This window comes from Sulfuriferula sp., assembly GCF_054605375.1.
The window spans coordinates 15,799-30,572 of record NZ_JBTSEG010000031.1 but is presented as its reverse complement, the minus strand read 5'-3'; the positions used below and the strand labels follow the sequence as shown (position 1 = coordinate 30,572).

Annotated in this window: 4 protein-coding genes and 1 pseudogene; all 5 read right to left on the bottom strand. The window is 57.0% G+C overall.

From position 1 onward, the window contains the following. Positions 1-415: pseudogene (locus tag ACYCZJ_RS14035) on the bottom strand (hypothetical protein); the annotation flags it as partial. Positions 416-431: 16 nt separating this feature from the next. Continuing rightward, positions 432-836, bottom strand: coding sequence for an ExbD/TolR family protein (locus ACYCZJ_RS14030; RefSeq protein WP_461554855.1), 405 nt, complete (start codon positions 834-836; stop codon positions 432-434). A 16-nt stretch (positions 837-852) separates the two neighbouring features. Beyond that, on the bottom strand, positions 853-2,625 hold the full coding sequence (locus ACYCZJ_RS14025) for a DUF2341 domain-containing protein (protein ID WP_461554854.1): 1,773 nt from the start codon (positions 2,623-2,625) through the stop codon (positions 853-855). A 71-nt stretch (positions 2,626-2,696) separates the two neighbouring features. Next, a complete protein-coding gene (locus tag ACYCZJ_RS14020) occupies positions 2,697-13,004 on the bottom strand; it encodes a filamentous haemagglutinin family protein (protein WP_461554853.1) in 10,308 nt (3,435 codons plus the stop codon). After that, complete coding sequence (locus ACYCZJ_RS14015) at positions 12,994-14,601, bottom strand: ShlB/FhaC/HecB family hemolysin secretion/activation protein (protein ID WP_461554852.1); 1,608 nt, start codon at positions 14,599-14,601, stop codon at positions 12,994-12,996. Before ACYCZJ_RS14015 ends, ACYCZJ_RS14020 begins: the two co-directional genes overlap by 11 nt. Positions 14,602-14,774: the final 173 nt, after the last annotated feature.

Below are 14,774 nucleotides of genomic sequence, written 5' to 3'. Positions count from 1 at the left end.
CAAGCAAACCGGCATACCAGCGCGCACGGCTGCCACCTCCGCCGCCCAGCGTGATGTCGCGTCCGCCCTTGTTCGAACCTAATCCAAATCCATCGCTGCCTGCGCTCGCATCTGCATCCAGTCCGAGTTTTTCACCCGGAGGCGGCTGATCAGGCGGCGGTTTATTGTCGGGCGCCGGCTCGGGTGGCGCTTCCACGATCTTCTGCTTTTCCTCTATCTTCGGCGGCTCCGGCGGTTTTTCCTCCGGCGGTTTGGGCGGCGGCGGCTTGATCAGCGAAATCTGCTGCACTTTGTGCTTCGACGGTTTCTCAGCCCCGTCGAGGAACCCCTTGATCATGTAGATCAGCCCGGCGATGAACAGCAATATCAAACCCACGCCGATCAGGGCCGGCAGCCGTGATTTAAGCTTGCTCATCGCGCCCGCCTCTGCGTCACTTGACCAGCTTCTGCGTCACCAGCCCGAGCTGGGTGATATCCAGCCGCCCGCATAAATCCATCACCTCGATCACCTTCTCATACTGAATCTTTGAATCGCCCTTGATCACCACCGGTAAATCCGGCGTGATTGCTTTGAACGACCGCAAACGCGATTCCAATTCCACCATCGTCACTGGATAGGTATCCAGATAAATTTGTCCATTGGCATCGATGGTGACGGCCTTGGTTTTAGGCTTCGCCAAGCTCGGCGTGGCGCTCGCCTTGGGTAAATTGACCTTGATCCCTTGCACCGTGGCGGTCGTCATGATGATAAAAATCACCAGCAGCACATACGCCAAATCCAGCATCGGTGTAATGTTGATATCGTCATACGGTTCGTTGTCTTCGCGCAAATCCATAATGGTCAGCTCCTAATTAGACGTACGCTTCGGCAAAGCGGCCGATCAACTCGTCCACAAAAATATGCATATCTGCCGAAATATTCTTGATGCGGCTACCCAGATAGTTGTAACCGAACAGCGCCGGGATCGCGACCACGAGGCCGGCGACAGTTGCCACCAGCGCCGCAGCGATACCCGGAGCAATCGCTGCCACATTCACATCACCGGTCGCGGCAATGGCAGCGAAGGTAATCATCACCCCCACCACGGTACCCAGCAGTCCAAGAAACGGCCCGCCGGAAATAGCGATTGTCAGCAACACCATCAGCTTGTTGAGCTTCTGGTTCTCGCGCACCAGGGTGCCGTCGAGTGTGGCCTTGATGGCGCTGATCGCCTGTGGCGAGAGCGTCTTGTTGCCGTTCGCCACGGCAAAACGGTGCTTCACTTCCCTTACGCCAGCATGGTAGAGCTGGTAGAGCGAGGAATGCTGGTAATGATCGTGTTTGCCGAACAGCGCCAGCATCAGGGCCGAATCCTTGATATCGACGTCGTCGGCGCTGTCGTCAGCGTCGAGCCGGGCAGTTTCGTCCATCTTGAGTTGATGGAAAGCTTCCAGAAATTTCTTGTTGTTTTTGTCAGTCTGATTGATGACCAGCGCCTTCATCGCCATCACCATCCAGCTGATCACCGCCATTACCATCAAGATCCCGATCACCACCCAGCCATCCAGCGTCACGCTTTGCAGGATCACGCCAAAGTAGGACGTGCTGCCTTCGCTATGCGATTCATCCGCACCCAATGTCAATAGCTTCGCTCCGGCCCCCTGGCTCAAGGCTGCCAGGTAAATACTGTCGGCAGAGCGTGCCACATTGGAAAGTTCAAGCTCGTCCAAGTCCCCCTGGAATCCGCCTCCCACCGTGACTTCGCCCTGCATATCCGGGCTTGCCGCCGGCGCATTCGCGACCGGCTGCCCATCAACGTAGAGGATCAGCTGCTTGCCCACGGTGACCGCCACATGGTGCCAGGTTCCCGCGACAAGATTACCAGCCCGCGCGGTTTCGCCCGGCTGGGTGCCCCCTTCGACCCTGGCGTACGCCTGGCTGCCGTCGATGCCGACCGTGATTGCCGTCTTGCCATCATGCAACGTCACCACCGGTGCTGTTTGCGCAGCCCCCGGTTTCATCCAGAATGAAATCGTCGCGCCAGTCGCTGCGCTGATTTTCATTGAAGGCGAAGCGGGAATCAGCAATGACTGCTTGCCATCGAACGATACGGCACCTCCAATCATGCCGCCCGGAATATGGCTGCCGTCAAACTGCGTTACATTGTTGCCGTAAGCCGTTGCATCCTTGGGTGCACCTTGCGCCTCGGCAAAGTGCAATACGTCAATCTGGTTTACATCGAAACTGCCTTTCGGGTCATCGCCCGCATTGGCATTATCGTTGCCGTAATACAGCCAGATATGACTTTCCCTGGAACCTGGCTGAAGCTTGGGAACTTGTACCCACACCAGCGCGATCTGCGCTGCGCTATCGAATTTCTCGATGTGGTATTTCAGCGGTGTTTTGTCATCCTCGGCCAGAAAACGTAAATCGCCACCGTCAATCCTGGCTGTATCAAAATCGAAATTACCCGTGTGCAAGCGAACCAGCATCAGCGGTAAATCGACCTCCTGTTTCAAAGGCAGACCGGATGCGGTGGTATCCAGCGTTATTTTTTGCCGGTCAGACCATTCGCCATTCCACCAGGCATTGGCTAGTTGCGGCATCATCAAAACCAGGATCAGGGTGAGCAATATTTTTTTCATTACCGGTGCTCTCAAAATTGAAAATAGTATTTCATGTGCGTGTTACACAGGAGTGAAGTTGAACGATGTATTCAGCGCTGCTGGCGCTTCTTTTCTTCTTCAGTTAGTCCGCTGGATTGGCCGGTTGGCCCAAACCCCATCAGATCCACACTGATAAACGACGTTTGCAAACCAGACAATGCTTTCTTGATGTTATTCAGCGTGTCTTCGCTCGTATTGCTGGAACCGAGTGTCTTGGCCGTATTGTCGGCTGCACGGCTTGCATCCGACAGTCCGGTTCCGGTCAAGCCGGCAAGCGAAGTGCTCGGTGCGACCGGCACGCCAACCGATATGCCGCTAACCTGAATGTTGTTGGCGCCTATCACGCTCTGAGCGGAAATAAACAGATCACCGGCGACTTTTATACCTGCGTCGCCGGCATTCACGGCACCCTTCGGTGCAATCAGATCCACAATTCCCGGCTTATAGACCGGCTTGGTCAACAACTGGCCAATGCCGCTACCCGACACAGCACTCGTCGTATCCAGCACCTGTACGCCCTTTCTGAAAATCAAACGCGGCGGCGGCGTCGCAGCCGCCGTTTTGGAACCCTTGCCTGCATCGATATTGCCCAGAGTGGACCACAGCAATATGTCGTCGCCTTGCAGCGTGAACACACGTGACTGATTCACCAGAAAATCGCCGTTGGAGAAGGAGCGGATCACGCCACCGCTCTGCGTGAAAATACCTTGATCCGATGCACTCTTGGTATTTGCCGGATTGGCCTGGCCCACGTTAACCATACCGCCTGGAGCAAGCAGGTTAATCGCCCCACCGGATTCGGTTTTGATCTGGCTGTTGAACAGATTGATATCGCCCTGATAGCCTCCGGGAAACAGGGTGGCGATTGCCTGGTAACCACGTTGATAATTACCCGCCTGACCTTGTCTTCCACCTTGCCGGAGTTCGCTGAAAAACACCGGCAATACTTTTTCAGACAGCGCCATCGTGTCAAATTGGTTGTGGTATGCAGCGAGTTGCTGCTGAACATCCGCTTCAGTCAGCGACTGGTTCAACCGCAACTGACGCTCGACGTTGGCGAAAAAATCCTGCAGCGCCTGCTGGCCAGAGGGCGAGCCATCGAAATAGCTGCTGGCGAAAGCCTGGTAATCCGGCTGGCGCACACGCCCATCGGCAGTCTGGCCGAGTCCGGCCAGCACATACAGATCCGCGCCATTTGCAGGCAAATTGGTGATATCCAGATTACCGCGGCTGACGATGCCCTTTGAAGCGCCGAGATCGATATTGCGCCCGGCCAGCACTTCGAGACTGCCGGGGCCGCTGACGGATATTGTCGGCTCGCTGGAATACACTTTCCCGTTCTGAGGATTCACAACCTGCGAATTTATGATGTCACGCCCTGCACGCACCGTACTTACCGTATTCGCATCATGGTTCTCTACCTGCAAACCGAGATCCTTGATGTCGCGTCCGGCTTCTATCCATGCCGGAGTGGATAGAATCACCGAATACTGGGTTCCCGAGCCAATACCCTCGATATCCCCAGCACGTGCCACAAGATAAGACATGGACGACGCATCGCTACCCTGGTGCACGGGTGTATCAGGTAAAAAGAGTGAATTCGGCATTGCTATTGCCGCAGCGACCGCATCTAATCCGGTTCCAGCTCCGACGTCGGCGGCCGGGTTCAAAGGCGTTGGCAACAGATTCGGGTTATCGCCCGACACCTGAATCCCGCCCGACAATGAAATCGAATTTGCGGCGAGCAAAGCGAGTTTTCCTGAAGCGGATGGCATCAATACGATATTGCCGCCAGGGTTCACCTGAATATCCCCTTGCAAAGCGACCGCTTCCAGACGCGCTGGATAAAACTGGAAGATGCTGTTCTTGGTAAAACTATCAAACTCGGCGAAAACTGGTAGGAACTGTGCAGCAGTATTCGTGCCGAAAACCACATTGCCGTTTAAAGAACGTAGATTCACTGCGCTATCAGCACCGTAAGTGTTGAATACCGATGCGGTACCGGGAAAAGTAGTAGGCAGCACGGTTGGGTTGACGACTGTTTGAATATTCAAGTCGCCGTTCGAAGTGACATTGAAGCTGCCATCTCCTAGCCCGAGGATGGTATAAAATTTTCCGCTATCCTTGGGAGCAGCCGTAGGATTGGATCCAAGACTGCCTCCGGCGCGCACGGTGCCAATACCGCGCGCCACGTAAAACAGGCCCGAGTTAATATCGTGACCCGCCGTAATGAGGAGATTGCCGCCACCCTGCACCACCAGATTGGCTGCTGAGGGAATTGTATTGGCCGCGCCGTCCAGACGACCATTGGTCGGTATTACCACACCCAGATTGTTAATGTCATTCCCCGCTGTGACCACCACATTGCCGCCGCCCAGAGCGCCGACGCCTTGCTGGAAAAGCGAGAAATTGGTCCACCATGTCGTGCGCGAATTATTTTTGATGGTGCCATCGGCGTTAAGCTCGCCGACACGAGTCAGCCACTGGTTAAACAACTGAGTCTCAGGCGCAGCGACAATATCTCGCCCGGCCTGAATCGTAATATCGCCTCCTCCCGTCGGAAAATTCGCAGTTTTCCATGGCGCGGCATAACCTTTGGCAAATTTCGGATAATATGGATCCAGCGCCGTATCATACCCAGCGGTGTAAATCACGGAGGTTGGAGCCGCCAGTATCAAATTATGCGCTGCCGAGATATCGATAAATCCGGTACCTGTGCGCACCAGTTTGTCCGCTGCCAGCGTGACATTTCCGCTAGTGGAATCAACCTTGCTGATATCTGGTTGTACTGCGTTGAGATCCGGGCTCGTGGTATCTGCGCCGGCAACCAGCCGATAGGACCAGCTATTGACGCCGCGATACTGGACCCCGCTTGTTGTTGACGTGCTAAAGCCATCGCTCAGGCTGCCGTTCAGGTTGAGATTGCCGCCCGCAAGCAAAGTGAGTACGCCTGCCGTATTCGTTCCGTTAGTCGATGTTGTCGGGGCACCGCTTACCGGATCATAGTGCCAGGCTGCGAGCGAAACGTCGCCGCTTAGCGTCATATCGCCGCCGGATTGAACCTGGATACCCGGAGCAAGTTGTATGCGGCTATCCCCCGCGACACCAAGGCGTTGTTTAATCGCCGCCGTGTTGGCCATGAAACTCACCGCATCGGTGTACCAGGTGCTCGTTGGTCCAAAGTCCGCCGCAGCAATCGTACCCGGTGACGAATACTTCTGATAAGCCTCCAGAACCACACTATTTACATTGCTGAAAGTCGAGGTATCGCCGAGTGCATGAATCTGGACGTCGCTATTGTCGGCATTGCGCTTTGCGCGCAGCAGTACTCTACCGTTGCCGGCTGCGCCTGCCGCAATCAAACTTGACCCCGGTTTCACATCTATCCAGCCATTGCTGGATAACAGATTGATGGTTCCGCCGACGCCGGCAGAATCCGTCGCACTTGTGTCAAGTTTGGCATCCGGCAGGACAGTAATATCCTGTTGCGCATTCAACGCGATGTGCCCGCCCTGGGCACCAGAAGCATCCACCTGCCCTGCCACGCTAATGCTGCCAGCGTCCGTTGTCAGGCTAAAGTTTCTGGCGCGCACCGGCAGGTTGACCGCGTTTCCATTCGCGTCCTGTTGTTGCATCAGCGGAATGGTCACATCACCAGTGCGCACGCGCAGCGTTCGGGATTGATGGAAGCCGCCGGTCTCCAGGGCGCGGTTAAGCGCGACAAAGCGATTATTGCCAGCCGCGTCGAGATTGAGCGCGCCAACGTCGAGATTGAAGCTGCCGCTCGTCGCGGTTCCTGTTGCGTTGCCTGAAATGCTGCCCTCGGCAAACTCGGCTATCCCCTTGCTGGCGCTCACGTTGAGCGTACCCGCATCACCGGAACCGTTGCTGTCGCTCGCGCCGCTGACATCCACCGTGGCCCCGGTTTTCACATACACATTACCCTGGTCAGCCTGCAGGGTGACTTTACCGCCGGGGTAATAGCGCGTTTGATCGGCGAAATGCTCGGCCCAGCCGCTCACATCGGTTCGCGACTGGGGATCAGCGGCGACGCCGCTTCCAAGCACCACATCGCCCTGGGTCGCGTTCAGCATCAGGTCACCGCCGCGCAGTACAATGCTTCCCGATTGTGAGATCGATCCGCCCTTGATCCCCAGCTTGGCACCCAGGCTTGATGTGTCCGGTAACGCGGCCGCAGCCACGGGCTGGATGATTTTCACCGCGCCAGTACCAGCATTGATGCTGAAATTGGCTTTATCCGATGCTGTCACGCGTGGACTCTCCAGCGTCAACGCCGCATTACCGGTGTTTAGCTCCGCATTTTTAACGGTGTTTAGCGCCGCAATATCGGTGTTTAGCGACGCATTACTACCGCTTGCCACAATTTGCGTGCCTGCATTCAAGTTGACCTGGCTAAACCCGGCAATCGATTGTGTGCCATCCTGCAGCGCCAGGGTACCGGTGCCTTGTGTCACCGCCCCACCCACAGGCAGAACAAGCGCCTGCGCAGTCAAGGTTAATTCACCTGCATTGCCGCCGCTTGACGACACCGCAGCACCGCTGTTGCGCAAGGTGATCTGATGCGCGGTGAATTCCTCGTTCTGGCCTGGGGCGAGATGGCTGACAATGGCGCCCGCATCCAGCGTCAAAGAGGAAACCAGAGGATTGCCTTGCTTATCGACGTGCCGAGTCAGATCGAAACCTGCATTCTGGTATATATCGAGCGTGCTATAGCTATGCAGGATCAGATCCGACGCACCCGCCACCTGCTGCAACAGGGTTGCGGTCAGATCAAGCCCGCTAATGCCAGCAGGCGAGCTACCCAGCGCTATTTTGGAGGAAGCCAGACTTACCGCTTGCGCTGACATCCTGGCCGACGCCGATATTGTCGTGTCGCCGGTTGCATCGAACAGCAGAGAATTGCCAGCAAGCTGAGTATTTGCACCCACTGTCAGCAGCCCATTTCCGGAACCTGTCGCGGTGCGCTCCACGTGTGCCTGCGTGCCATTCGTCACGCGTAACAGTGCGCCGGGGCCGCTCACATGCAGCACGGATTGATTGTTGCCTGCGTCGCCGGTGGCGGTAATCACGCTACCGTCCGCAATCGAAACATGATCCTGCGCTGCCAATATCAGATCGGAAACACGCAGCGGTGCTGCGGCATTATTCGCCACCACCACATCGCTCGCTTCGACCTGGATCGACGTACCATCCGCCGTGGCCGTTCGCGTTCCGCCCAGAAGTACACTTGCATTACCCAGACTCGACAGCGAGTCGGACGTCAACTCCAGGTAGCCCGCAAAATTCCCGGTGGTATCGACCACCGCAATCTTTGGCGCTACCACATCCACCAAACCACCACGACCTGTTCCATTCACCGCCATGTCGACTGTGCCGGGCGCAATACTCAAGCCCTGCGTAGCGGCCAGCACCAGCTGACCGGCGTCCTGCGGCAGGGGTGGGGCAACCGGTTGGCTTGTTGAGGTTTGACCGAAAAAGTTATTGGCACTGTAATCCTGGTATTGAGCCAGATTTCGTACCACCGTTTGCGGCATCACGACATAGGCCGACCAACCGGATTCGTGCGTTCCGGTTCCCGCAACAAGCCGGTAACCGGCACTCAATGCCGAACCGTCAATAAGCGTTAGCGCCTGATTCGGAATCACCGGTTTTCCAGCCACCAGTTGCACCCCGAACGCGCCCGGCAGAAGCGCATATTTGCCCGGCAACAAGGTGTACATTCCCGGCTTGAGTCCGGCACCACCGGAGAGATACACGCTATCGCCGGGTTTGAGTGTTGTCCCCCTGTCATACTGAACGTCGACAGGTGCCACGTTATTACCCAATGCAGGCATTACGGCAAACATTGTCGGGTCCGCAAGCACGTCACGGCTCCCCCCCGGACCAATTACAAATTCTGATGCGTAGAGGTCGCCACTGCCGCTCAGATTCAGTGAAGCGCCCGCATCCACACGTACGTTTGTCCCTTTGAGTGCAATACGTTTGTTGGGCGGCAACGTAACACTGTATTCGTACCCCTTAGCAACACCGTATTGCCAGAACGTGCTGTTATAAATTGAACCGAAAGGAACCAGCTGATTTTCGAGCGATACGCTGGTGATACTTTGCGGGCCCAAGCTCAAGTCACCCGCATCCAGTGTGATGACACCCAACGGTGCCTTGACCACGCCTGCCTGAATGATTTTCGGCGCCTGGATTGTTAACGCTCCTCCGGCAGAAAAAACCGGGACATCGAAAACCGGTGCACCGTTAGCGTCTTGAGCCCTGTTGATCGTGATTGTCCCGATCGGATTATCCTGAATCCGCAAAGCAAAATCGGTCAGCGTGGCGGGATAAATCTGTCGCGCAGTGAAGGACAAGTCATCCACACTACTGGCAAGCTGTCCGGTGGGCAGCGTTGGCGCGTTGGCTTGTACCGAAACATCCACACCGATCAGGCGGATATCACCCTGCGTATTCTCGAATTTAGCCGTTTTGAAGCCACGCAGATTAAGGTTGCCGATCAGATCCAGATTTTGAGTTGCACTGGCAGTCAATCGCGCAGCACCTGCAGCAGGACTTCCTGATGCCTGGGCATCCTGCCTGGTATTTTCCAGCGTCAGATAGGGCGCAGCGAGTTTCACCTCAGACGTTCCGTTCGCCTCAAACGCCGGCGCATCCAGCGCCAGACTGCGTGCAAATCCGCTGAGATCGAGCGAACTGGCGAACAGGATTTTATCTTTTGCAGAAAGCGTCACTTCACCGAAGCCGCTGCTGCGCAACTGATCGGCCGCGACATACGCATTGCCGTTATAGCTGTTCGGTACCGGCGTTCCTGCCCCGATACTGGCTGGCAAGCTGGCGCTGTTTTCCGTAATGACCAACGTCTGAGCCCCTGCTGGATTCGGATAGCTGGCCAATCCTCGCCCTGTAATACCGAACTGGTCATCCATCGACACGCTCAGCTGCCCCGCCCGAGCGCCGGAAACCGCTACGCCGCCTTGCAAACGGGCATTCAACACCATGCCCTCAGTGGCAGAGATCACCACCGAACCGGCATCGCCGCCGATAGTTGCTGGTTGTGCCAGATAAACACTGGTTCCGGGCAGTTGATCCACGATGCCGGCGCTGCCGGAAACATCGATCAAGGCACCCGGATCCGTCATGACATAGCCATTGGAAGCAGCGATGTTCACACTACCGCCCGATAACACGTTGCCGGTCCGCGCGCCTTTGCTGTCGGGCAGAATGCGAGCGTAGCCCGATGCCAGAAGACGCGCCTGGCTGCCGAGCCAGATACCGGCCTGATCGCTAAAGTTCAGCGCCGTGCCGCGACCCAAACCCTCGGCCTGGGTGAGCGTGATGCTGCCGCCCGGTGCTGCCAGCGTGCCGTTCACGTCGAGCAACTGGGCCGCGGACAACTTGATGGTGCTGCCCGGGTCGGTGCGAATCACCGCACCCTGACCAATATGCAACGAACCAGCCTGATTCGGTGTGGCTCCGCCCAATGCGGTCAGCGTCAGGCTGACGGGATGGCGCAATTCCATCGGCTGCGCCTGCAGGTAGCTGAAATCGGCCAGCTTCGAACCGGTGGGACGCAACTTGTAACTTGTATCAAGCACCCGGCTCTGGGCAATGGGTGCAATGAGGGTCCCTGCCAGTACATCAAGTTGCTGCTGGCCATCGATGTTGTAGGTTTCAAACCCATTCTGATTGAAAAAACCGGGGTCAAGGTTAAACGAACCCGGCGTACTGACCAGCCCTGTTGCGATGCGCACATTCGGCGTTGAAATAGTCAGCGCACCACCCTGACCCAGGGCGTTGCCGAGCAGCGTTCCATCCAGCTGCAATGCGCCATTAATAGCCTCTAAACGCTTTGCCTGATTGGCTTTTAGCGTGATTCCGCCTGCGTTTCCGGCCTGCACCTTGCCGGACGCGTTCAGCCAGCCGCCACCCGACACGTCAACCACACTCCCCGCTTGAAGATCCAGCCCGAGCTGGGAGGAAAGCGCGACCTTACCGCCATTGATCGCCAGCGGCCCGCTCGGACTGGTGCCGGCAATATTCGGCAAATCGTTGACCCACAACCCGGAAACATCAATTTTCGCACCGGCACCAAGGTTCATACCGGTCATTGCTACTTGTCCCTGATTCACTTCGCTAGCGTTGAGACTGACGGTGCCGCCATGTATCGTGATATTTCCATCCACTGCCACATTCAACCCGGTCAGGGACAAACTCCCGTTGTCGGGCAACGCCAGATTCACATCCTTGGGCAGATGTATCCTCCCGCCCGAGTAAACCAGCAACTGACCGAAGCCGCCCTGCCGCAGCGCGTCGGTTGAAATGGTCAGCTGGTTGGGTAGCGGATCGCCAAATTGATAGCCGGCCGGTAATGGTGTGGCGCCCGTGGCGAAATCGATAGCCGGGGTAAATTGACGTGCCAGCGCGTTCCCGATCAGCAGATTTCCTGCGGTTGGTAAATTGGCGCTGGCTTGCTGCAGGGCACCTGCCGGGCCACCCTGCCCCAGCAATTGCCCGTTGAGCGCGTAGGCAAAACCCTGCAGCTTGATCTGGCCGGCTGGTTTGCCTTCAACATAACCGGGCTCGTATCTGCCTTTTTGCGCCGCGGGCGTAGTCCAGCTCTGAGTGACGCCCCACTTCGGATCGGTCACCGAGTAAGTACCAGCCACACCGTCGTAAATCAGGTTGGCGGGCGCCGTAGCGAAATTGTATGCTTGGCCGTTGGATAGCAGTTGCGCGGATTTAACATAGCCGCTGCGATAATCCACTGATCCACCCGACACATTGATACTGGAACCCGGGCTCATCACGATATCACCCAGGGAATTTACCGTGACCGTGCCGCCCTTCGTCGTCTTCTCATCCACGGTGCGCTGGATATCACCCAGATAACCGGAAATATCCGCGACCGGGAGTACCCCGTTACCGGCCGTGCGCGTATCCACCCAAAGCGTTTTGCCTTTCAGGAACCCGTTATGCTGCAGTGGCGCATCCGCCAGTTGCGCGCCCTGTAGATTGACCTCGATGGAATTGCTCTCCATCGCCAGCGACACATTCTGCGTGCCGCTGGCGTCCACCACGCTCCCCGGTGCGAAATACACGCCCACACCCGGCACCGCCTGCGTTAAATTGCTGGTGAAGTCCCCGGCAACCGCACTCGGGTTATTCGTGGCGGTTAAATTAATCAATCCGTAGGGTGCCTGTACCCGCGCGCTATCCAGCATCTGGATCGTACGCCCGTGGATGTCGATTTTGGATTGCATGAAATTCTGCGAATCGGCAATGGTCTGACCAGTACCCAGCTCAGGCAACACGCTGGTCACGGAGCCGGCGCCAAGCGTGACGCCTTGCAACGAGTTGCCGCTGTCATCCAGCTGGCCGTTGGCCGAGGTGTTGCTGGCTGTCAGCAAAGCGTTATTTATGCGCGTATCACGCGCCAGCAACCGGATCGAGCCGTTCAAGGTGGTGCTGGTAGTGGCCGAGATACGCCCCATCTGATTCACTGCGAGACCCACCAGCGTGGCATTGCCGCGGGTGGCAATGATATCGCCCAGATTCATGGCGGCACCGCCGTTATCTACTTCAACGAGGAAACCACGCACGCCGGCGTCGTTGGAATCCTGCAGGTATACGCTGTGTCCTGCTGCAAGGATCACTTGCCCTTCCTGGGTCTGGATCAGCCCGTTGTTGGTCACCGTCGGCGCAAAAAGCCAGATCGACCCGCCATTCGCAGTGGCAAGTTTCGCACCCGCATCCACCTGAATAAAACCGCCCGTACCCGTGAATGCTGGATTGCTATTCCCATCCAGGCTTCGATAAAAGACCGAATTGAGAAAATCCGCATCCTGAATATTAAGACTGGAGGCAACCAGTGACCCCACATTCACCTGCGCGCCATTCTGGAAAAGAATGCCGTTCGAGTTGTACAGAATAATCTGGCCATTGCCATTCAGTTGGCCGGCTATCTGGCTGGGATTGGCGTCGTAGATACGGTTGAGCGCGCTCGCACTTGCACTGGGCTGGTTAAAATTAACGCTGGCTTGAGAACCGATATTAAAGCTGGACCAATTGAAAATTTGACGCTGATCCGTCTGGTTTACCTGCAATACGTTGGGTGCAGGATAGACAATCTGCGGTATACCAGGCACAGGCGATGTAGGCGTGAACGGCTGCCCGCCACAACCTGCCGGACATGGCTGCGGCAAAGCGTTCGGCGCCAAGGGCGTTGTTGGCACGTATGGACGCGCATAGGCGACGTTCAAGCTGCTGCACAAGGCAAGCAGCAGCATGCTGGCCTGGGCGGGACGCGCCAGCCTGTAGCGATTAAAACTCATACAGCAACCTTGCATGGATGCGCGACGAGCCTGCCTTGGTATAAGTCTGGCTCTTGAACGGCCGCGCCCAATCCAGGCCGAACTGGAACCCCTTGAAGCCTTGTACGCGCAACCCGACGCCAGCGCTGGACAGCAGGAATACGGATTGCTGGGAAGGCAGCGGCGACCTCACCGACAGCCAGGCGCCATCCATGAACGCCAGTGCGTAGATCTGACCCAGCCCGGAGGTCGCCGGGTTGAACAGCGGCGGGGTATGCAATTCCAGTGTGCCCTGTACCCCGTCATCGCCCAACGCCTCGGCTTCCAGATAGCCGCGCGCGCTGTCCGCTCCGCCGGCAGTAAATTGCTCGTTCGAAATCAATGGACCGCTGGCAACCTGACCGCCCATTTTGGTATACACGCTCCACTGCCCGAGCGGCTGGGTATGCTGCACGTCGCCACGCAAATAGAAGTAATTTGCCGAGGCAAGGTAGCGTTTGTTGGCAAAATCCTGATCGTTGTTGCGCGAACCGCGCAAGTGGAAATTCGCGGCAATGTCGAACTGGGTGAGCGCCTTTCCCTCACGCAGGGTTCCCGCATACTGGAGCATGTAAGGCATGTAAGTAATCGAGGTGTTGATCGCGTTGGCACTGTCGGCACCGCCCAGCACGCTTTCGAATGAATTCTTGTAATCCACGCCAAGGCTCAGCGTATGGTTGTAGTGCTCATCGTGGGAGCGCAACGGCATGATCCAGCGCATCCCATAGAAATTTCCCATGCCCAGCGAGGTGAAACCGCTCACTGCCGACACATTGGAGCGGGAACGCACCGCATACAGCGCATAGGCCTGTCCGCCCACACCGGGAACCACATAGGTTGCTGACAGCACGTTGGATTCCTGCGGCTTTTCCGGTGCGACCTGATAGCTGAAAGACAAACTGTGCTGGCGCTGCCACAGATTGTCATAGCGCAACGAGCCGGCCAGCCGGTCAGGCGTCGTGTTCGCGCCATAGCGGTTATTGACCTCAAGCGAGCCGTGCAAAGGCAGTCGGTCCTTGACTTGCAAATCCACTTCCACCGTTCCGGGCGCCCTGCCTGCGCGCAACACCGGGACCACCTTGCGGTCTGGCGTACGCGCCAGCTCAGTCAATTGTTTCTGCACATCGGGAAAATACGGCACGCTGCCTTCGGCCAGCGCGGGTGTCTGCTGCCTGATCCAGCCCAGCGAGTAATAACGCGAACCGCTCACTTTGAGGCGATCGACCGTCGCTTCGGTAACCTTGAGCCGCACCAGGCCGCTCTTGACCTCCTGCTCCGGGATATCCACCAGCACCGTCAGATAACCGGCGTCGTGATAGGCCTTTTCCAGTCCCTTTCGCGCCTGCTCCACGTCAGCGACAGACTTTTTCTCGCCCAGATGCGGATACACGGCCTCTTCGATGGCGAGGTTGGACAACACCGTATTGCCCTCAACCTGGTATTCGAGAACCGGGAAAGTAGCCACGGGTGCCGGTACGGCTGCGCTCGATACGGCATCAGCCGGCTGGGTATCAGCCAGTGCCGTCAAAGGCAATGCTGTCAAACCCAGGATCAGCCATCTTTTTAATAAGCATTGCATAGTACTGATCCATTGGATACTGAATGGGGGTAAAACCTAAGGGTGGGGCGACGCAGGTTTGATCGCCCGTTTGGCTCATGCCGCCGCAACCTGCGCTAGGAACGTTGTGGCGCGATCCATCATAGACAGCCTGTACGACGCAGAAATGACACATTAGGCGGTTTTTATAGCCC

What these genes read in the sequence shown, in the direction of transcription:
- ACYCZJ_RS14030 (WP_461554855.1), bottom strand. Translation starts at nt 836, where the DNA reads ATGGATTTGCGCGAAGACAACGAACCGTATGACGATATCAACATTACA.
- ACYCZJ_RS14025 (WP_461554854.1), bottom strand. Translation starts at nt 2,625, where the DNA reads ATGAAAAAAATATTGCTCACCCTGATCCTGGTTTTGATGATGCCGCAA.
- ACYCZJ_RS14020 (WP_461554853.1), bottom strand. Translation starts at nt 13,004, where the DNA reads ATGAGTTTTAATCGCTACAGGCTGGCGCGTCCCGCCCAGGCCAGCATG.
- ACYCZJ_RS14015 (WP_461554852.1), bottom strand. Translation starts at nt 14,601, where the DNA reads ATGCAATGCTTATTAAAAAGATGGCTGATCCTGGGTTTGACAGCATTG.